Genomic DNA, 21,445 nt, shown 5'->3' with positions numbered 1-21,445 from the left:
TCCCTCATCTTTATATTTTTATTTACAAACTATGTATATTTATTTATCTGATGAAAGTCATTATACACTAACATGTATTTACTTGCAATATTTTTACATAAATATTATACAGAATGTTAATACCTAATATAGAATTATACTATTAAATATAGTAATAATCGCATTTTAACGTGTAATAGAACCAATTGACGTCAAGTGCATAAAGATAAAACTTTCCACATATTACACCTATCATTAATACTTTCTACTTTTTAGCACAAAAAAACAGGATGTATCACGAAGATACATCCTGTTTTTGAACTTTCACAAGCTCGAAGGGAAGTTGTCGTATTATTTGTAAATACGGGAACCGTATACGTCACGTTGATTTTCAGGTTCGTTGTTAACGCGAACACGTTCAGTTTTGTGACGATCGTTGTCACCACCAGAGATACGATCAATGCGGAAGTGGTTAAGACGAATGTTTTGTAATTCAGGACCGAATTCATTCATCGCACGTTTCATGTTTTCGTCGATAGGAGCACCATTTTGAAGTGCACGGTACAACATTGTGGCGAATTCGTAGCGAGTCATTTTTGCATCGCCTTTGAATGTGCCATCAGGGTAGCCAACAAGGATACCATTACCAGCCAATTGGCTAATGTATTGGTAAGCCCAGTGATTTTGAGGAACATCTGGGAATTCAGCAGTTTTGCTAGGATCGATAGCAAGTGGGTTCAAGATTTGCAACAAGTTGTTATATTTATTTTCCATGTCTTGAAGACGTGCGTTCAATTCAGCAATTTCACGACCCATAGCTACGCGGGAACGGGACTCAGGAGAACGTTTACCAAGACGAAGAGATACGCCTGCGTTCAATTGAGTTTCACCAGTACCTACAGTACCACCAACGGAGAACATAGTGTCTTCGTTAGGACGGTAGAACGCACCTAATGCAGCAGAGTTTGCATTATGGTAGTGACCATAACCAGCAGCGATTGTCCATTTGTCATCTGGGTTGAAGTCTAATGGATGCAATGCTGCCAATGCAGCGGAACCTGCACCTACTTTATTAACACGTTTTTCAACATTGCCTACACGATTATTAATATTTGTAATTTGGTTAGTTACGTTAGAAGGTACACCTTTGTTAATTTGATCTTGCAATTCATTTGCTACGGAGTACAATTGGCTACCATTTACAGCGTCTGTAGATGTAGCGGAAATTTCACCTGCTGCAACATTTTTAAGTTGACGTTCAGCACCAGCTTTACCTACGGATACAGAACCATTAGCTGCAGAACCTACACCAGCAAAACCACCGAATGTATGGCCCGCAATTGTAGCGCTAGTTTGAGCTGTAGCTTCGCTTGTAGTGGATTTTTGACCCAACGCGATGGAGTTCAAGTGTGTTGCACTTGCATGATCGCCAATAGCTACGGAGTAGTCACCAGAAGCAAGGGAATCTGCACCTAATGTATTAGCACGAAGGCCAGTTGCGTGTGCACCAGCACCATATGCTTGAGAATGGTCGCCAGATGCAACAGCGGAGGAGCTAAGAGCTACACTATGTGCGCCAGTTGCATGAGCAGAAGCGCCAATAGCATTGGATTTGTAACCAGATGCGATTGTTTCGAAACCGATTGCTTGTGCACGAACTTCAGATGCGTTTGCACGAGTACCAATAGCTGTGGACCAAGTACGAGCAGCGTCAGCACTATGACCAACAGCGATAGATTCGCTCATTTCAGCTTTAGAATTATGACCTACAGCTAATGCAGAGCTACCAGAGGCAGTGTTATTAGAACCAACTGCTACGGAGTTGCTTTTCCAGTTGCCTGGTTTCAACGTTGCACTATCAGGTTCATTTTCATAGTCACGATCGCGGAAGTTAGAAGTAGATTCGTTTACAGTATTACCTGTACCAACTGCAATCGCATTATAACCGTCTACAGTGTTGTTGTCACCATAAACACCTGACTCCGCATTTACTGGAGCAACAGTCGCACCCACAGCAGCGATAGCTACTAATACAGCAAATGCTAATTTTTTAGAATGTTTCATTTCTCTCATCTTACACCCTCACTAAATTAAAAAACTTAACCAAATTACAATACAATACAATTTTTCAACCTCTCTAAGTGTTCCGCCTCTCTCCTCGGGCTGATCAGGAAATATTTCTAATTTATCTCTCAAATAAATACGTCCATTTCAGTTTAAGAAAAATTTATATTGTTCATTACCCGCATAGCATATCAAAGTTTTACGATATACACAACCCTTTTTTCATTCATAAAGTTCATTAATAAGTCTTCATATATCCCAAAAATAGCTTTATTACTAGTGTTCTAACCGCATATACCTTACTTATTATTTTATCTTATGAGTGAAAAAAATCACAATACTGCAAGTATTTCTCATATAATAAATCGTATAACTTATAAATAATTAATCATTCTATAAGTATTTAGAATATAATACAAACCCCTAGTAATCCTTATTCACTCTATATTCATGAACTATTAGTGAAAGTTACCTTTATGCATATTTAATCTTCACTCTTTCATTTTATACTTATTTTATAATTTATATTTAATCACTATACAACTATACACATCAACATATATACATATCACAGCTAAAGCTTTAAAGGAATAAAGTCTACAATTTCTCCTTTGAATATCCAATGTTTTATGTATACACAGCTAAAATAAAAGTAAGCCTCCTAGCTTTTCTAAAGAAAACAAGAGGCTTACTCAAATTTTTATATTAAATTATGCTAATAATGCACTTACTAGTTCTTCCGTCTTATTAAGATCAGAAACGTCTGGATTCCAGTTACATTTAATTTCTGGTTCTACTACAGCAAAACCATATTTAGTTAACTCTTCACGAAGGACTTTCGTAGATTCACCAGACCAACCATAAGTACCAAATACAGCGGCCTTTTTATTTTTAAACTTTAACTCCCGCAAGAAGTCAAGCCAACCAGCTACACTGGACAGTACGCTATTCCCTGTTGTTGGAGAGCCTACTGCGATCGCTTTGGACTTAAATACTTCTGTCATGATGTCATTTTTATTGGTTTTACTAATGTTGTAGATTTTAACGCGCGTATCTGGAGCTTGCTTAGAAATTTCTTCAGCGATCTTATGAGCTAATTTCTTTGTGCCATCCCACATTGTATCGTACACCACTGTGATTTGGTCTTCTTGGTACGCTTGAGACCATTCGTAGTATTTTTCAACGATTTGCATTGGGTTTTCACGCCAAATAGCACCGTGGCTGGTAGCAATGATATCGATTGGCAAGTTGAGCTTTTGAATTTCCTCAATTTTAGCTTTTACCAATGGAGAGAATGGATTCAAAATATTAGCATAATATTTCATCGCCTCTGCCCATAAACGACATTGATCAGCCTTATCGGCCCACAATTCTTCTACTGCGTAATGTTGACCGAACGCATCGTTAGAGAACAAAATATTGTCGCCAGTCATATAGGTTGCCATGGAATCAGGCCAATGAAGCATGCGCATTTCTACGAATACTAAGGATTTACCATTGCCGATATCTACGGAATCACCTGTTTTAACAACTTTAAAATTCCATTCTGGATGATGATATTGACCAACCAAGGACTTAACTGCATTTTCTGTACAGTAAATTGGCGTATTAGGAATTTTTTCCATCAATGCAGGCAAGGAACCGCTGTGATCCACTTCGCCGTGGTTACATACGATGAAATCAATCTTATTTAAATCGATTTCAGCTTCCAAATTATCGATAAACTCGGAGGAATGAGGTTTCCACACAGTGTCGATGAGAACAGTCTTCTCCTCTTCAATCAAGTACGCATTTTGGCTAGAACCATTGTTAATGCTGTAATCAGAACCGTGGAACTCATTTAATTCCCAGTCGATTTTACCTACCCAAAATACGTTATTTTTAATGTGCTTTCTCATAATAACCTCCATTTCTGTGAAAGTATAGGTACTCACCTCATTCCTTATATAGTTTTATAAAAAACCAAGGAATATGTAGAGCTTTCACAATTACAACCAAATATATGGCCCAAATGTTACATCGAACGATATAACACGAATCGGTCATTAACTATAGTTCTATTATATCGAAAGCACAAGAGACTGTCTGTATCTGCAGATACGGATTTAGCATTATCCAATTATTGCGTTCTTATATGCTACATTATTTATCGTATTCTTATATTCTGTATTATTCTATATGTGTATTGGCTTTCAATCCTGGAATAGCTTTATAGATATATAAGGAAATATATCCATCCACTAAACTATGAATGATGGTACCGCCGCCAACAAGAACAAATACGACATAGATAAGGTCAATATTTGGCATTGTAGTTGTAGTATAGAACAAGAGGCATGCTAGTACTTCGCCAATGGCGTGAACAATGGCACAAACAAGGTTGAACACGCCAAAGGATAGAGCTCCTGTAAGTACACCTGGATGATGTTTGATATAGTAAGCCCCCATCAAGGCAAAGATGATATGGGATGCAGCGCGCATAACGATAACAAGCGGGAAGCCTGCTACAAAGAAACCAAGAGTAGATCCGATGACTACACAAGCGGCCATCTTACGAGACAGGAACATGGCTAGGAATATAGGCACGTGACTAGCTAATGTATACGAAGCCGGCGGAATCACAACTTTCAAGGGCATCATAATAGGAATCATGATGGCTAATGCCATCAACAAAGCAGTAATAGTTAAATTTCGATACATCGAAGAATTCATAAAGGCCTCCTTAAAAAATGTCTCGCCTATACATCTACATCTACATCTACATCTACATCTACATCTACATCTACATCTACATCTACATCTACATCTACATCTACATCTACAATATTCTAATTTATGAGATAGAGACTCGCTATAATTTTAGTTTCCTACGCTTCCCCACAGGTTAAGGATGACAACGCCAACTACAATAAGACCGATTCCCAAAATAGTGTAAATATTATAGCCCTCACTAAAGATAAAGACAGAAATAAGTGCTGTCACCACAAGGCCGACCCCAGACCAAGTAGCATAGGTAACACTGAGTGGAATATATTTCAGTACATGCGTCAATGTATAGAAAGATCCTACATAGCCACATACGCAGGCAATAGTCTCTAACGGCCGTGTAAAGCCATCAGATGCTTTCAACATGGTCGTAGCAAATAGCTCAAGCCCTATAGATAAAGCTAGTAAAAAATATGGTAACATAACGCCTCCCACAAAAAAGAGAGGGCCTTACTACCCTCTCTTCAATACATAAGTAAGCACTCAATCGCACCTATTATAAACGTTCGATTACAGCTTGCGCTATTTCTGTGGTACCTACGCGTTTTAACCCCTCACGGTAGATATCGCCTGTGCGGTAACCATCAACGAGCACTTGTTCAACAGCTTTTTCGATTGCGTCAGCCACTTGAGGTAAATCAAGGGAGTGACGGCACATCATAGCTGCGGACAAGATTGTACCCAATGGGTTCGCCAAGTTTTGGCCCATAATGTCTGGTGCAGAACCATGGATTGGCTCATACAATGCTGTGCCAGTACCCATGGATGCAGATGGTAAAAGCCCGATAGAACCAGAAATAACAGCACCTTCGTCAGACAAGATATCGCCGAACAAGTTTGTTGTAACGATAACGTCAAACTGTGCAGGATTTACAACGAGTTGCATCGCTGTGTTATCTACGTAGAAGTAATCTGTTGCGATATCTGGATTGGCAGCAGCTTTCTCTTGCGCAATTTTGCGCCACAAACGAGAAGAAGCCAATACATTTGCTTTATCTACGGATACAACTTTTTTGTTGCGTTTACGAGCTGTTTCCATAGCGATGTCCATGATGCGCTCTACTTCATAACGGCTGTACGTTTCTTTATCCCAAGCGAACTCGTTAGCACCTTCACCTTGTGCCTCTTCCCGTTCACCGAAATAAATACCACCAGTCAACTCACGAACGATGACAAAATCTACATCTTGTACTAGTTCCTTTTTAAGTGGAGAATACTCTTGCAAAGATGGATAGATTTTTACAGGACGCAAGTTACAGAACAAACCAAGCTCCTTACGAAGACCAAGGATTGCTTTTTCAGGACGGATAGAAGGATCCACATTATCCCATTTAGGACCGCCTACAGCACCAAGCAATACAGCATCAGCAGCTTTACAAGCCTCGATTGTATCCTCAGTCAAAGGCACGCCGTATGCATCAATAGACGTACCGCCCGCTTTTTTATCAATCCAATTAACCTTTACACCGGCTTTCTCAAAAGCCACATCACACACAGCCTTCGCTGCAGCAATAATCTCAGTACCGATACCATCACCAGGAATCAATACGATATTCTTTTCGCTCATATTACCTCTCCAATAAATAGTAATAGACTGCAATTCTCACACTCACCCCAGTGCCCTTTTCGAAGAAATCGCAATAGCACTTAATGGAACAAGAGCTGGCATATGCCTTGAGACCGACTTAGCTCGCTTTGGAGGCTCGAGAGGCATATGCCAGCTCGATCCTCGTATTAAAGCCTACTTGCGATTTTTCGCAAAGTTCACTAAACCACCAGCTGCCGCAATATCTTGAATGAATTGTGGCAATTCAGTGCCTTGGTATTGTTCATTTTTAGTCAGGTTGTACACGATACCTTTAGACAAGTCTACGCCGATTGCATCACCAGCGTCGATACGATCAACTTGTTCGCCGATTTCCACTACTGGCAAACCGATGTTGATAGCATTACGGAAGAAGATACGTGCAAAGGAGTGTGCTACGATAACAGGCACGCCTTTCGCTTTGATAACGCCTGGTGCATGTTCACGGGAGGAACCACACCCAAAGTTTTTACCAGCTACCATGATTTCGCCAGCTTTCACATTTGGCGCGAAAGTAGTATCAATATCTTCCATCGCATGTTCAGCCAATTCGTTCCAGTCGGCAATCGCCAAGTAACGAGCTGGAATGATTACGTCTGTATCTACATCGTCGCCGTAGCGCCAGATTTTTTTGCTTTCAAAATCCATATTAAACCTCCTCAGGGCCTGCAATGCGGCCTAATACAGCACTCGCTGCCGCCACGTAAGGGCTTGCCAAATATACTTCAGAATCAACGTGACCCATACGACCACGGAAGTTACGGTTTGTAGTGGAAACAGTGCGTTCCCCTTCAGCCATGATACCCATGTAACCGCCAAGACATGGACCACATGTTGGCGTGGATACTGCGCAGTCAGCTTGAATGAAGATATCTAGTAAACCATCTTTCAACGCTTGGTCATATACATCTTGGGAACCAGGGATTACGATACAACGAACGAATGGAGCCACTTTGCGACCTTTGAAGATTTCCGCAGCTGCCACCAAGTCTTCGTAACGGCCATTTGTACAGGAACCGATAATAACTTGGTCAATTTTAATATCTTTGTCGATTTCGTTGATGTAATGTGTGTTAGATGGCAAATGAGGGAATGCTACCACTGGTTGCAATTTAGACAAGTCAATGGTAATTGTTTGAGCATATACTGCATCAGCATCTGGAGCGATTGGTTCTACAGGACGATTTACGCGGCCTTTAATGTATTCTTCAGTGACTGCATCGTAAGGGAATACGCCACATTTACCGCCCGCTTCGATAGCCATATTACAGATAGTAAGACGATCAGCCATAGTCATGTGTTGTACGCCGTCGCCAGCGAATTCAAGGGCCATGTAACGAGCGCCGTCTACGCCGATTTGGCCGATTAAATCAAGAATTACGTCTTTACCAGTTACCCATTTGTTAGGTTTACCAATAAGCTCAACCTTAATTGTTTCAGGCACTTTGAACCAAGTTTTACCTTCTGCCATAGCAACGCCCGCATCAGTGGAGCCTACGCCTGTGGAGAATGCATTGACCGCACCATATGTACAAGTGTGGGAGTCCGCACCGATGATCATTTCGCCAGGGCCGATCAGACCTTTTTCTGGCAAAATAACGTGCTCGATACCCATTCTACCTACTTCAAAGTAGTTTGTAATGCCATGTTCGCGTACGAAATCGCGCATGACTTTCGCTTGTGTAGCAGATTGAATATCTTTATTTGGTGTGAAATGGTCAGGCACCAAGTAGATTTTATGACGGTCAAATACAGGTTTGCCGATTTTTAAGAACTCTTTACGCGCTGGTGGGAATGTGATGTCGTTCATCAATACCGCATCCAAATGACATTCGATGATTTGGCCCGGTTTTACAACATCAAGACCCGCGTGGCGAGCCATATTCTTTTCAGTAATGGTCATACCCATATTATTCTTCCTCCTGTTGTTCTAGCTCCATAGCTAGGAATACTGAGTTAACTGCATTAATGTATGCGTTCACACTTGATTTAACGATATCGGTGCTAATACCACGACCATGGTACAAACGACCGTTGTATTCTACCTTAAGGGTTGCTTCCCCAAGGGCATCTTTACCTGCTGTGATAGCACGGATTTGGTAGTCTTTTAAGCTAATTGGCAAGCCAACCACACGTTCAACTGCTTTAAGGGATGCGTCTACTGGACCGTCACCTACGGCAGCATCTGCTTTCTCCCCTTCTGGGGTCATGAGGCGAACGTCAGCATATGCGTAGCCTTTTTCACCTAATTTATAGTATTGGGCCACAAGCTCGAATGCTTTTTTATGGTGCATATTATCGACTACAAGAGCCACGATGTCATCGTCGTATACTTGTTTTTTACGGTCTGCCAATTCTTTGAATTTAGCGAAGAGGTCGTTGATTTTCTCTTCTGTGAAAGATTGGAAACCAAGTTTTGCCAAATGATCAGCAAAGGCATGACGGCCAGAGTGTTTACCCAATACGAGGTCTGTTTTTTCAGCCCCTACGGACTCAGGGGTCATGATTTCATACGTTTCAGGATTGCTCATCATACCATGTTGATGGATACCAGACTCATGAGCAAAAGCGTTAGAACCTACGATTGGTTTGTTTGGTGGAACTACGACACCTGTCAAACGACTTACTAGTTTAGAAACTTTCGTAAATTGTTTTGTATCAATGTTCACTTGAAGGTCGCCGAAGTAATCATGGCGTGTTTTAAGAGCCATTACAACTTCTTCAATCGCTACGTTACCAGCCCGTTCGCCTAGGCCATTAATTGTGCCTTCTACTTGACGTGCACCTGCTTTAATAGCAGCTAACGTATTTGCATTAGCAAGACCTAAGTCATCATGACAATGAACTGAGATAATTGCATTTTCAATGCCTGGTGTATGTTCTTTGATGTAACGAATTTTATCACCGAACTCATTAGGGTTCATGTAACCTACTGTGTCTGGTACATTAATAATTGTTGCACCACCAGCAATGGCAACACCAAATACTTGGCATGCGAAATCTAAATCAGAGCGTGCCGCATCTTCACCGGAGAACTCGATTTCATCAACCTTACCTTTTGCATATGCCAATACGGATTTAACCTTATCCAATACCTCTTGGCGAGTCATTTTTAATTTATATTCCATATGAAGTTCAGAAATAGCAATGAATACATGCAAACGACTACGTTCCGCATCTTTCAATGCATCAATCGCTTTTTGTACGTCCTTTTCATTAGCACGTGCCAACGCACAAATTGTTGCACCTTTGACTTCGCGTGCAATCGTTTGTACTGCTTCAAAATCCCCAGGGGATGCTGCTGGGAAACCAGCCTCGATTACATCGATGCCGAGGCGTACTAGGCCTTTCGCAATTTCAATTTTTTCAGGAGTTTGTAAAGACACACCTGGTGTTTGTTCCCCATCACGAAGGGTTGTATCGAAGAAATATACGCGATTTTGATCCATAATCTTCACCTTTTCTATACTAATAAAACATAACGCTGTATTATATCTATCTATTGTGAAAGTTTAGTAAAATCGCCGATTTCAACGCTATTTTAGCTGATGCCAACGTAGATACATCAAATCAGTAATTTTACTAGACTTTTACAATAAAAAAAGCCCCTCAGAACAACTGTCGTTGCTCAAAGGGGCGTTATATTCATAACACGGTACCACCCTAATTGGGACTCGTTGCGGGTATAACGGAACCACCGTCGATGACTACTGCTGCATTCGCCACCAAAGCTCACGGGAGAGTGTCAGCGTACAACCTCTATTGCCTCGCACCAACCGGCAACTCTCTGAAAGCAGGATCTGTAAACCTTTATACCCATTCATAGCTCGTATTTAAGATATAAAGGTATTATACGGTATTCTATAGAACTGTGTCAACAGGATGGACATGTGAGTTTTGTGAAAACACAGTTTTATCGTTACACTTTGACATCCCCCATGATCTCACGTATAGTGTAAATAGGCAGTACCAATGATTGGAGGAATTATTATGAGTGGTTCAAGCAAATTCTTCTTTATTTTATCGGGTATTGTAAGCATTATCCTGGGGATATTCTTACTCTTAAATCCCGTTATTAATCTCATAGCTTTTGCCTGGCTTTTTTCTATTATCTTTTTCGTCAGTGCGGTCAGCTCTATTATAAATTATTTTACGTTATCGTCTGAATTACGTAGCGGCTGGTATCTTATCAGCGGCATTATCAATGCTCTATTCGGGATCTATTTAATATTCGGCGGATTTGCATTCCTACCATTAGTACTCCCAATCACAATCGGCATCTGGATGGTAATTGAAGCCATCTTTATTTTCATTAAATCAAGAAAGTCCGACAGCATGGTATCACTCATGGGACGTAATGCAAAATGGCTTGCACTAATTCTTTTACTATTAGGCCTATTACTCATATTCCAGCCGATTGCTTCCGGTGAGGTATTTATCTACTTTATCGCTTTCGGTTTCTTATTTGACGGAATTTATTCCATCGGTGAGGCTTTTAAAAAATAGAATATAACTAAATAATTACACTATAAGATCGACCAGGTACTGCCAAATAGCTGTCATAAATTACGATGTCTATTTCGTATTTGTGGCAGCTATTTTATTTGTTTTGGCTAGCCGTCATGGTAAATGTATTCGCCTACTACATTTGCAAGTGGTTAGACGCTTTTCTAGCTCTTTTATTTAGCAACTAGCCCAACGCTCTAACATTAGCGTAATAATGGGGTTATAGGACAAAAATTAGTACAACCCTGTAGTAATTTAAAATCCCCTTGATCAGTACCAAGATACTCATCAAAGGGATTATATTAATTATGAAAAAGACAAATAGCCCTTCGTTATCCTAGGATCGCTATTAAATTCAAGTCACATCTTAGGCTTTAAATATAACACCATTATGCTCTAGTTGTTCCACTGTTTTTTTACCAATGCCCGGTAGCATCAATACTTCTTGTTTAGTAATTGTTTTAAAATCATCTACTGTGTATAGGCCGGCTTGTGAAAGTGTAATTTGTGCACCGAACCGTATATTGTCATATACCGGATTTCCACGCAAAGCCCCACCTTTAGCAACCTCTACGGGGCTCATATGAGCGGACTCGCGTTTTCCCATATAACTATCATTAGAGTACCGATTTATAACAGTTCGACCGGTAACACGTTCATACGCATCATATAGAGTCTGCCATAATGGACTTTCAAAATCCACTAATTGAGTTGGTAAAAATGAGATAGCAGTATATAAGCTTATTAATTCTCGTGGGTCAGAATCTATGTTGCTCACTTGGTCTACCATATACATAATAGCCTCTAAATGATCTTCTACAAAATCGTTCCAGCGCGTTGCATCTTGTAATAACCAATCAATATCTTCATATTCATCAACAAGATCTGCTAATACATCATGGGCTATCTTGCTTTCACCACACTCCAAAGCCAATAGAATATACAGCATATGCATAGGCAACATGATATCCGGAGCCTGATTAAATGCATTTTGTATATCATCGCAACATGCAAGATATCGCTGATATACCTTGCGGCCGCGATCCCAGTTGGCAGCGCCACAACAAGCAACCATCATATACACAAGAAATCCTGAATGATCTTGCTTGTCTCCGTGAAAAACTGGCGTAAAGCAGGCAATCGCATCATTATACATATTATATTCTAAATATATCATCCCCATGTCGATGAGGCAACGCATATAAGGACGCGTCTCTATTATATTCCAATCTATTTTCTTTGGTTTTTTCAACGATTCTACTAGCTGTTTCAACTGATAAATTTGAAAGCTTGGATGTAACTCAAGGGCTATGAGTTCTCGTTTAGCATCTACTTCATCAGGACATAATGCAAGGATTTCATTGTATAACTTCCTTGATTTCTCATTCGTATCAGCCTCTTCTGCAGCCTCATATAAATCACGTAATTTCATTTCTATCGTATTATTAAAATCACCACGATTATATTGAGTCATAAATGCTTCTAACAAATCCTCAATAGATTTGAAATCAGATTCATGTTCGGATACAAATTGTTTCTGTAAACGTAATAATAACTCACTATAAAAGTTAAACATAGAGTATCTCCTTATACATATGAACGTAAAAATACTACTCATATGTAATATAGCACGAGGGAATATATTAATTCTAGAGGTAATACCTCGACCTATTAATATCTCATCTGAAAATGGGTTGGCAACTAAAAGGGTTATAGGACAAAACGTGTTGGTACTTTAATCCCAATCATTGAAAGATAATTTGTCATAGTTATGCAAATCACCCCAAGAAATGGCATCCCCCCAAGTTGGAATTATGCCTTGAAGTTGGGCTCTTTCATTCATAGAACTATATATTGTAGAAATACTTGCATCAGTTGGCATTACCTTAAGTATTTCTTTTGCAGAAAGCGGTCTTGGTGAGTGTAAATAACACCACCAAAAGACCGCTTTTATGCGTTTTTCTACAGACATCCCTCGATGGTAACGCAATAAACGTCTGAGTTGTGCGTTTACTCCGCCTTCAATAGGGTTATTAGTCCTCGGACATTCTTTATCCAACACCAATGTTTCATCTAAATATCGAAACATTGTCTCTGTATTAATTAATACCACTAGAGAGTTATAGGCTTTTAGTAATCGTTCATGCGTAGCTCTTAAATTATCATTACTATCACGTGTCATTTCACTTAGAAACTCTTTAAAAGTCACCCTCCAATTAAATAATCGTTGAATCCATATTTTTGCATCTTCCTGTGTTTTTACGTTATATAAATCGCTTGCTAAATCTTTTAACATAATGCCTGCTAATGTCTTAGGCCGCCTAGTAGTGTAACGATGTACTTGCCATACGGCATGAACAATACAACGTTGAAGCTTGGCGGTACGCCAAACTTTTTTTAATGCTTTTCTAAGACCAGGTCCACCATCAGAAACGACCACAATGGGTGTCGCTATTCGCTGCATAAGAGCTTGCCATGAGCGAGACTGTTCTGACCTACATAAATACCACCCTAATACATATTCACCATCATAACAGATCAAAATACAAGCTTTTTTAGCTAAGTAAATACCATCAACGAATACCACATCTCTCGAGGTTTCAATTTTGGGCGGCATAGGCCATATTTGCCAGAAATCAGCTATCTGTCTACGAAATGTACGGCCCTGCCCAGGCATGTCCTATTGTGTTTCTTTACTAAATAACCAATTTAGAAATCGATGAAAACATTTAGTAGTATTATCAATAGTTTGTGTAAAGGTGATGTTACACTGCTTACAATGCCATCGTTGTGATCCAGCTTTAGTTTTCCCATATTTTTGACAAGAAAATCCACAATTTATACATCTTACCAGCATGATTATTCCCTCCACTTAGAACACGATTTTCTAAGAAGATATAACCTTATTGAAGCCAGTAAAATCAAGGGGTTTGGGACTTTTTACCAATACATTTTGTCCACCCTCTAAGTTTATCAAAAGAACTTAAAATGGCGATGGAAGCAGTAATTTACTGGCTCCATCGCCTATAAAACCAACACGTTTTGTCCTATAACCCCATTCTCGTTAGTAACTAGCACAATAAAAATAGCAGGGCTACCACCCTGCTATTTTTTCGTTCATATGAGACTATGTCACATATTGACATCCCTTGTCATATATAGAATAACACTTCACTATAGTGTAGTCAATAAATCCTCTACGCAATCACTCTTAAAAGCTTATCCACTCTAAATTCTCAAAATTATTTAAAATTCGTTTATCCATTTTTACCACTTGATTGGAAAACTCTATTCGATTATTAACAAATGAAATATCTGTATACCATTCCTTTAAACTAGCATACACTTCATTCTCTAAATCAATAATAATGGTTTCAATGGGATCCCAGGTTTTGCATCTTACAGACTCGACCATAACCATACTATTACCTATGAAAGTAACGTCCCTACCATAAATCCAAAACGGTAATACTTTCCCCTTTATAGAAATAGAATATATAGCATCTCCATGAGGTGGTTCCGTTTCATATTGTGCTTTTATATTGTACTTTTCCATTATCTCATTGCTAGCATTTTCTATATATGGCAACGTTGAAATCTTGTAATTATCTGCGTTCATAAAAGCTCCATTATTTTTAATATCAACCACAACAAAGAGGACTGTATATCGCTATTTGTGTAAAAAGTATTTTGCTATACTTATTACGAAGAGAGTCCGTTGACGTGAGTTAGGTTCATCTCCGCGAGGAGGTGATACTATGACAAATCATGAAGTTACCTATGTAATTATCATAGTTCTGTTATCAGTAGTCACTATCATTGCACTAGTTAAGTAGTACAACGATAAACGCCTAACGTATAGAGGAGTGCAGTCCTCTAACACGTTAGGCGTCATCATAATTTTGTTCAGTTTTAGATGAGCCTAACGCCCTAATCACGTTAATGGGCTCTCTTTATATGTATATTATAAGCTAATCAAGCTTAAAAAGATAGTACAGTAATAAACTCAATTAGTACCTACACTGTTAATCATTTCTCTAGCCCGCTCAACAGAAACTAGCTCATTAAATAAAAACACATGGTTCTGCCCCCCATGTTCCCAAGAGGCTAGATAGACAAAATCATCCACCATTCGATAGGTAACAATTATATCATTTACAACCTCTGTTTTCTGAGGTAAGTAATCCTTATAATCACCTGCGATATTACCTGATACTGTAGATACTCGGTATTTGATATACTGCGACATATCGTCGGATCTATCGAAATATCTTCCTTTTAAAAGTTCGTGGTACGCATAGACCACTTGCAGCACATCACGATCTACAATGGACACATGAACAGCATGAAACCGGTCTAACCCCATAGGCACTTGAGGCTTAAAGTTCAAATGTTGCTTAGCCTCATATACAGTATCAAACACCTCTAGCGATTGACCTTTACGAATACCTTTATAGTCGCTATCAGTTATAGTACAACTACCAAGTCCATTGGGACATGGGAACTCATTCCGATCCCCATAAGGCTGATCATAAATCGAATTACCATTGAGTCTAAAACGAGTCGAATCATCTGCGGACACAACATTAATGGAACCTATAAAAGCTAACGTAGCTAACGCACATATTACCTTCTTCATAATTTACTCCCTACAAACAAACTACATATGTTAAGTAAATTATATCACTAAAAGAATAAATGCCTATATAATACTAGTTACAGCATGATTATAAGTCTATAATAAGCTGATATCGAAGACATACCTGAGCAAGATTAACTACTAAAATTTCAATAATCCCTTTTCATCAAACTTAAAGTTTGGACCCCATGCAACTTCCCAGTAATATCCATCTGGATCAGCAAAATATGCATGATAACCACCCCAAAAAACATCTTGTGGTTCTTTTACAATTTTTCCCCCAGCATTTCGTACTAATTCAATAACATTATCAACATCTTCTTTATGTTCAACATTGTAAGATAATGTAATTCCGGCAAATCCATTTCCCGCTGGTAGATTATTTTCATCAATATCTTTTGCTAATTGTTCCAAAGGAAATAGTTCAAATTTTGTCCCTGCCGTATCAAAAAATATTACTGGCGGATTATTTTCTTTACAGTCAGTCTTATATCCTAAGCCATCTCTATAAAACTTTATTGATTTTTCCATGTCTCTAACACCTAAACAAATGCAAGTGATCTTATTCATTACTACCTCCATAAATTCAAATTACTTTTATCTTCATATTGATTATAAATCTTCATTTCAAAATCAGGATAAGTATCTCACACTGCTAAAAAATACTCTTTTATCCTTTCAATGCCAATATACATTCTCTTTTGCCCATCTCGTTAATTTATTTATATTATCCTGAGTCTATCTTTTACAACTTCAATAAAACTACGTTGCACCAATCATTGATAATCCGCTTTTATTATAAAATTATATCAAAAAGTTTCCTCAGTAAACATCACAAATCTATCCTATTTGATAGTATCTATTGCAAATAATTCTACTATTCAAAATTACTGTAAGTGCTATAATGAACTTAACAAAAGGAATAGGTGCTCATATGATACTAAGTGCATTTTTCCAAACCCATATTTAGTAGTTATATCAAGGAGATTATCATGACACATACACAATTAACACAACTCGTACAAGCTTTATTAGATGCACCTACAAGCAATGAAACAGTAAAGGAATTCGCTCAATCTTGAATTAATGCAGAAGGTACACCTAAACAAGAAGAACTTACAAAACAACTCGTATCCGTAGCAGAACAAAACATTGCACTTATCGACGAAACAATCGGCTTTGCAGGCTCTGAACTCGCTACACAAATCCTTGGCAAAGAAGGCGCAGCTAACCTATTACAACATGCTAAAGAAATCAAAACAGAAGGCGCAGAATTCTGTGACTGCCCTGGCTGCGTAGCCGCAAAAAATATTATCAATTTGAAAGCAGAAATTTTATAATACTATAAACAGAATATTACCTATTGAGTGGTTATCTACACATTGTAGATAACCACTTTTTTATACAAAAAAGCCCCTGTTTGAAACAGGGACCTTCAGTTTGCTATTTATTGTTCTGCATATGGAATCGCTAGTGGATGGTTATCATAGGTGCCTCTATGTTGGTCGTAGATGGATTCTGCACCAGGTAATGGTGGCAAGCCCAAGGAGTCGGTACGTGTGAAGGCTTCAAATAGGCCTGGTGTTAGGTGCATATTTGGAACATGTTCCGGTGTTACTTCGTGAACGATGGTATCACCTTTACCGTTCATAATTTTATGACCAAATTCAGGATCTACCAAAGTACCACGGCCTACTGCGATAATGTCAGTGTAATTTTCTACGGCATCACGAGCTGCTTCTTCGCTGAAGATATTACCTACAATAATAAGTTTTGTTTCATCATCGAGAGCCGCTTTGAATAAAGAGCCAAAGGATTGATCAGCACCTTCTGGTTTAGAATCATAGCCACCCCACAAGGATAAGTGGATGTAATCTAGCTCTTCTTTTACAATAGCCTCTACGAGTTGAAGGGATTCTTTATAGGTATAACCAATATCTGTACCGTGGATTTCTTCTGGGCTCAAGCGATAGCCAATGATAAAGTTTTGTACGCCTGCTTCTGCTACCACGCGTTTTACTTCACGGACAACGGCTAATGGGAAGCGCATACGATTTTCTAAAGAGCCGCCCCATTTATCTGTACGATGGTTCGTCAATACAGAGAAGAATTGTTGCAATAAATAGTGGTTTGCACCGTGGATTTCTACACCATCAAAGCCCGCTTCAATAGCTCGTTTTGTAGCGCGACCAAAGTCTGCAATGATCTCTTCAATTTCACTTTCAGTAAGAGCACGAACAGGGAACTTACGTTGTAAGTCGCTAGGCGCTACCACATCTTGATGATTGATAAAGCGACCAATCGCCATGCGTCCACCGTGATGGATTTGCATAACCGCTTTATTACCATCTTTCTTTAAAGCTTGTGCAAGCTTCTTAGCCCCTTCTAAATGAACATCAGAGTAAATGCCCATTTGAGATGGATAGCCAGGCATGTACGCTGGGCCACCACTTTCACTAACATAGTGAAACTCAGTAATCAATAGGCCTGCTGCCTTAGAACGATGATTGTAATAACGAATCGTATCATTACTTACATAGCCACCCTCTAATGCAGATTGACTTTGCATCGGAGCCAAGGCAATGCGGTTAGGAATCGTTAAGCCACGACGAAATGTAATTGTATCTGTTAAGTTATGTTGTGCCATTATAGCCTCTTTCTCCTAATACTATAAGAATTTTATACGATATAGATCTAGCTGATGACTGAATTATATCGTAATTTCGCGATATGTCAATTTATCGTTATATCATATGTTTTATAAATAAAAGCCCCTGTCTAATTGATATATACCACCTTTACTGGTTCTCCAGTAAAAAGAGCATATCCAAACAGGGGCATTTCTTTATAAACTTGCTTCCACAAGTGATTTTGTATATGGGTGTACCGCTTCTTTAAGTCGTTTTGATTCGATAGTCTCTACAATTTGCCCATCTTTCATAACGATGATTCGGTCTGTTACGGCTTGTAATAGTCCGATGTCATGGCTGACGAATACGTAGCCGAAGGGTTGTTCCGAATGGAGTTTTTGTAATAGGTCTAACACTAGTTTTTGATTCACCGCATCAAGGGCTGATGTAGGTTCGTCAAAGAGTACTAGCTTGGGGTTCATCAACATGATCCGTGCCAATACGACACGTTGTAGCTGACCACCGCTGACTTCGTGAGGGTATTTATACACCGTATTTTCTGGCAAGTCTACTCGTTGCATCCATTTACGGATATCGTCCTTTGCTGACGCCACATCCATAAGCCCATAGTTGATATACGGCTCTAAGAGAAATGCTTCTAATTTCATTCTAGGCGGAATCACCGCCAAGGGATTTTGGAACATCATCTGCATAGAGCGATATATTTCTGTATGATTTTGAATGGAATGGATATCCTCACCAAAGAGTCGCAAGGTGCCAGATGTAGGTTTTTCTAGCAGGGCAATTATCCTAAGCAATGTACTTTTACCAGAACCACTACCACCAGCAATACCTACCCGTTCATTCTCCGCTACAGAAAAAGATACATCATCAACAGCACGAACCGTATGATTGTGGTTTGTATATTGTTTACAGATATTCTCGAGTTGAATCATACTACACCACTTTCATTACAGAATCTAACAAAATACGAGTATACTCATCTTTTGGGAATGCCATAACCTCTTCGGTGGAGCCTACTTCAACGAGCTGTCCCTTATTCATAACGCCAATACTATTGGCAATGCGCGCCGCCGCCTTGATGTTATGCGTTACGATAATCACTGTTGCACCAAGGGCTTGTGTTACCTCTTTCATAAGGTCCAATACAGAGGCTTGCACCAGCATATCTAAGGCACTAGTTGGTTCATCAGCAAATACGATGCTCGGCTTCAAGATAAGGCTTAAAGCTATTGCCAATCGCTGCTGCATGCCACCGCTCAATTGAAACGGATAGGACTGCAAGATACGCTCTCCGTCGGTTAAGTGAACAAGATTAAGCATATCTATAACGCGGCTTACATCATAGCTTTCATCATGAGCACAGAACAAATCCTTAAAGTGATTTTCTACGGTGCGATTTGGATTTAGATAGGCGCTGGGATTTTGAAAGATCATAGAAATCTTCGTGCCCCGCAATTGTCGCCAATCACCATCACTCAATGTAGAAACATCGGTTCCGTTTAGTAAAATTTGGCCGCTAATGGTAGCTTGTTTCAACATGCCAAAGGCGGCACGAACTAACGTAGATTTACCAGATCCGCTTTCACCAACGATAGCAAAGACCTCACCATTGGGCACGGAGAAGGATACATCGCGTACCGCTTGCTCCGCACCATATGAAATTGTAACCTTATCAAATACGATACAATCAGATTTATTCAATAGTAGAATCCTTTGTTAATAAGTAGTAATCGATAGGATGTACTGGTACATTTTTAACTTTTGTAGTAGATACAACTGTTGCACTTGGATATAACAAGTAGATATCTGCCACGTCATCAACTAAGATTTGTTGCGCTTGTTTTGCAATATTAGAGCGTTCGTTTTGATCAAATGTTACAGACAATTGGTCGATTAACGCATCTACTTGAGAATTAGTGTAGCCGCCAATGTTTGCTTTCGCACCAGTTTTGTAGAATAAGCTGAGGAACCAGTAAGGATCGTTTGTAGACATAGTCACTACATTGCGTTCTACCAAATCAAAACCATCTGTACCAAGTGTATCTACTTCATCAGGGCTTTGTAATTTCTTAAGAGTTACAGCAATACCCGCTTTTTTCAATTCTTGTTGGATTTCTTCGTATAAGCTTGTGTCTTTACCCCAAATAGCAATGGTAATCGCTAATTCTTTGCCATCTTTTGCATACATGCCGTTTGCATTTTTAGCGTAACCAGCTTGAGTCAAGATTTGGTCAGCTTTTGCTACATCTGTCATCGGTTTATTAGCAATCGCATCATAGCCTAAGTTGGCAGATGGCGGGAATGGTGCCGCCCCTGGTGTAGAGCCATTGCCGATGATTTTAGCCATGGAATCATAGTTAATGATATGAGCAATAGCGGAACGTACAGCTTTATCATGCAATGGAGATGCTTCTGTGTGGTTTGCTTTCAACATAAACACACGAACGCCAGCAACGTCTTGAATATTGAAACCGTCTTTGAACAAGCTGCGGTTAGCAGAGTCCACTTTTTGAATTACGTCTACGTCTTTAGATTGCAACGCCATAGCGCGTTTATTGTTGTCTTCAATGTCTTTTACAGTTACGGAATCAAGACCTGGTTTGCCACCCCAGTAATCTGCAAAGGCTGCAAGTTCAATTGTTTCACCTTTTTTGAAAGCAGTGATTTTGTAAGGACCTGTAAGAACTGGTTTAGATGCTACATCTTTAAGATCTGCAGTGTCCATGATAACGAAAGCTGGTTCAGTCAAGCTAGATAACAAGGAACCATTAGGTTCTGTTGTTTTAATAATCAAGTTTTGACCATCTACTGCGATAGATTCAATCTTAACAGCTTTTGCAGAACGAGCACTTTGTTTCATTGTGTACTCGATGGATTCTTTTACCTTTTGTGGAGTCATTGGAGTGCCATTATGGAATTTTACATTTTCACGGATGTGGAATTTCCAAGTTGTAGGATCCACATTTTCCCAAGAGTCTGCTAATTGTGGAGTAAATTTCATATCTGGTGTTACCGTTGCCAATGTTTCACCAGCGCCGATACGCGTCAATGTCCACGCATCCCACTCGTGAGTTGGGTCTAATGTTTCACCAAACCAATACAAACCAACATTCATATGCTTCCCTTGTTTGCCTTGTTTAGCGGTATCACTTCCGCAACCTACCAAGAGAGCTACCATGCACAGCATAGTTAGACATGCTAATAACCAACGTTTCATAACTTCTCCTTTTTGAACATCGCCTCTGTGAAAGA

At 39.4% G+C, this 21,445-nt stretch carries 17 protein-coding genes, 2 pseudogenes and 1 other annotated feature; of the genes and pseudogenes, 2 read left to right on the top strand and 17 right to left on the bottom strand.

Features of this window, described 5'->3' with window-relative positions; genetic code table 11:
* Nucleotides 1–330: 330 nt before the first annotated feature.
* The 8 genes from KH364_RS05125 to KH364_RS05090 all read right to left on the bottom strand — a co-directional run bounded on the left by KH364_RS05125 (nt 331) and on the right by KH364_RS05090 (nt 9,843).
* Nucleotides 331–2,052 (bottom strand): S-layer homology domain-containing protein, encoded by a 1,722-nt coding sequence (locus KH364_RS05125; RefSeq protein ID WP_273298846.1) that lies wholly within the window; start codon nt 2,050–2,052, stop codon nt 331–333.
* 701 nt (nt 2,053–2,753) lie between these two features.
* Complete coding sequence (locus KH364_RS05120; RefSeq protein WP_273298845.1) at nt 2,754–3,941, bottom strand: MBL fold metallo-hydrolase; 1,188 nt, start codon at nt 3,939–3,941, stop codon at nt 2,754–2,756.
* A 271-nt stretch (nt 3,942–4,212) separates the two neighbouring features.
* Entirely contained in the window at nt 4,213–4,755 is a 543-nt protein-coding gene (locus tag KH364_RS05115; protein ID WP_273298844.1) for a hypothetical protein, read from the bottom strand.
* A 147-nt stretch (nt 4,756–4,902) separates the two neighbouring features.
* Nucleotides 4,903–5,232 carry a multidrug efflux SMR transporter gene (locus KH364_RS05110; RefSeq protein WP_273298843.1) on the bottom strand — a complete coding sequence of 110 codons (330 nt, stop codon included), beginning with the start codon at nt 5,230–5,232 and terminating at the stop codon, nt 4,903–4,905.
* Nucleotides 5,233–5,305: 73 nt separating this feature from the next.
* Complete coding sequence (gene leuB / locus KH364_RS05105) at nt 5,306–6,376, bottom strand: 3-isopropylmalate dehydrogenase (RefSeq protein ID WP_273298841.1); 1,071 nt, start codon at nt 6,374–6,376, stop codon at nt 5,306–5,308.
* Between the two features lie 174 nt (nt 6,377–6,550).
* Complete coding sequence (locus KH364_RS05100; protein WP_009351898.1) at nt 6,551–7,042, bottom strand: 3-isopropylmalate dehydratase small subunit; 492 nt, start codon at nt 7,040–7,042, stop codon at nt 6,551–6,553.
* A 1-nt stretch (nt 7,043) separates the two neighbouring features.
* Nucleotides 7,044–8,303 (bottom strand): 3-isopropylmalate dehydratase large subunit, encoded by a 1,260-nt coding sequence (leuC, locus tag KH364_RS05095; protein ID WP_273298840.1) that lies wholly within the window; start codon nt 8,301–8,303, stop codon nt 7,044–7,046.
* 1 nt (nt 8,304) lies between these two features.
* On the bottom strand, nt 8,305–9,843 hold the full coding sequence (locus KH364_RS05090) for a 2-isopropylmalate synthase (protein WP_273298838.1): 1,539 nt from the start codon (nt 9,841–9,843) through the stop codon (nt 8,305–8,307).
* A 180-nt stretch (nt 9,844–10,023) separates the two neighbouring features.
* Nucleotides 10,024–10,227 (bottom strand) — a binding site (T-box leader).
* Between the two features lie 157 nt (nt 10,228–10,384).
* Between KH364_RS05090 and KH364_RS05085 the strand changes: the two genes are divergently transcribed.
* Nucleotides 10,385–10,900 carry a DUF308 domain-containing protein gene (locus KH364_RS05085; RefSeq protein WP_060924995.1) on the top strand — a complete coding sequence of 172 codons (516 nt, stop codon included), beginning with the start codon at nt 10,385–10,387 and terminating at the stop codon, nt 10,898–10,900.
* A gap of 367 nt (nt 10,901–11,267) precedes the next feature.
* Here KH364_RS05085 and KH364_RS05080 read toward each other — a convergent pair whose 3' ends face one another.
* The 5 genes and pseudogenes from KH364_RS05080 to KH364_RS05060 form a co-directional block, all read right to left on the bottom strand.
* Nucleotides 11,268–12,476: a hypothetical protein gene (locus tag KH364_RS05080; RefSeq protein ID WP_024066164.1), complete on the bottom strand. Its 1,209-nt coding sequence runs from the start codon at nt 12,474–12,476 to the stop codon at nt 11,268–11,270.
* A 159-nt stretch (nt 12,477–12,635) separates the two neighbouring features.
* Nucleotides 12,636–13,757 (bottom strand): annotated as a pseudogene (locus tag KH364_RS05075) (IS1249 family transposase).
* A 354-nt stretch (nt 13,758–14,111) separates the two neighbouring features.
* Entirely contained in the window at nt 14,112–14,519 is a 408-nt protein-coding gene (locus KH364_RS05070) for a hypothetical protein (protein WP_009351901.1), read from the bottom strand.
* 387 nt (nt 14,520–14,906) lie between these two features.
* The gene (locus KH364_RS05065) at nt 14,907–15,539 is read right to left on the bottom strand and encodes a hypothetical protein (RefSeq protein WP_273298837.1); all 633 of its coding nucleotides are present in this window, start codon (nt 15,537–15,539) and stop codon (nt 14,907–14,909) included.
* A 141-nt stretch (nt 15,540–15,680) separates the two neighbouring features.
* Nucleotides 15,681–16,109: a VOC family protein gene (locus KH364_RS05060; RefSeq protein WP_273298836.1), complete on the bottom strand. Its 429-nt coding sequence runs from the start codon at nt 16,107–16,109 to the stop codon at nt 15,681–15,683.
* 422 nt (nt 16,110–16,531) lie between these two features.
* Here KH364_RS05060 and KH364_RS05055 point away from each other — a divergent pair.
* Nucleotides 16,532–16,879: pseudogene (locus KH364_RS05055) on the top strand (hypothetical protein).
* A gap of 107 nt (nt 16,880–16,986) precedes the next feature.
* Here KH364_RS05055 and KH364_RS05050 read toward each other — a convergent pair.
* From KH364_RS05050 to KH364_RS05035, 4 genes are all read right to left on the bottom strand, one after another.
* A complete protein-coding gene (locus tag KH364_RS05050; protein ID WP_273298835.1) occupies nt 16,987–18,186 on the bottom strand; it encodes an NADH-dependent flavin oxidoreductase in 1,200 nt (399 codons plus the stop codon).
* A 198-nt stretch (nt 18,187–18,384) separates the two neighbouring features.
* Nucleotides 18,385–19,125, bottom strand: a complete 741-nt coding sequence (locus KH364_RS05045; protein ID WP_273298834.1) for a dipeptide/oligopeptide/nickel ABC transporter ATP-binding protein — start codon at nt 19,123–19,125, stop codon at nt 18,385–18,387.
* A 1-nt stretch (nt 19,126) separates the two neighbouring features.
* Complete coding sequence (locus KH364_RS05040) at nt 19,127–19,894, bottom strand: ABC transporter ATP-binding protein (protein WP_273298833.1); 768 nt, start codon at nt 19,892–19,894, stop codon at nt 19,127–19,129.
* The gene (locus KH364_RS05035) at nt 19,887–21,410 is read right to left on the bottom strand and encodes an ABC transporter substrate-binding protein (RefSeq protein WP_273298832.1); all 1,524 of its coding nucleotides are present in this window, start codon (nt 21,408–21,410) and stop codon (nt 19,887–19,889) included. Before KH364_RS05035 ends, KH364_RS05040 begins: the two co-directional genes overlap by 8 nt.
* Nucleotides 21,411–21,445 lie beyond the last annotated feature (35 nt).

The organism is Veillonella sp. oral taxon 158 (assembly GCF_018376515.1).
GTDB classification, from domain to species: Bacteria; Bacillota; Negativicutes; order Veillonellales; family Veillonellaceae; genus Veillonella; species Veillonella rogosae.
This window is presented reverse-complemented; position numbering and strand designations above follow the sequence as displayed.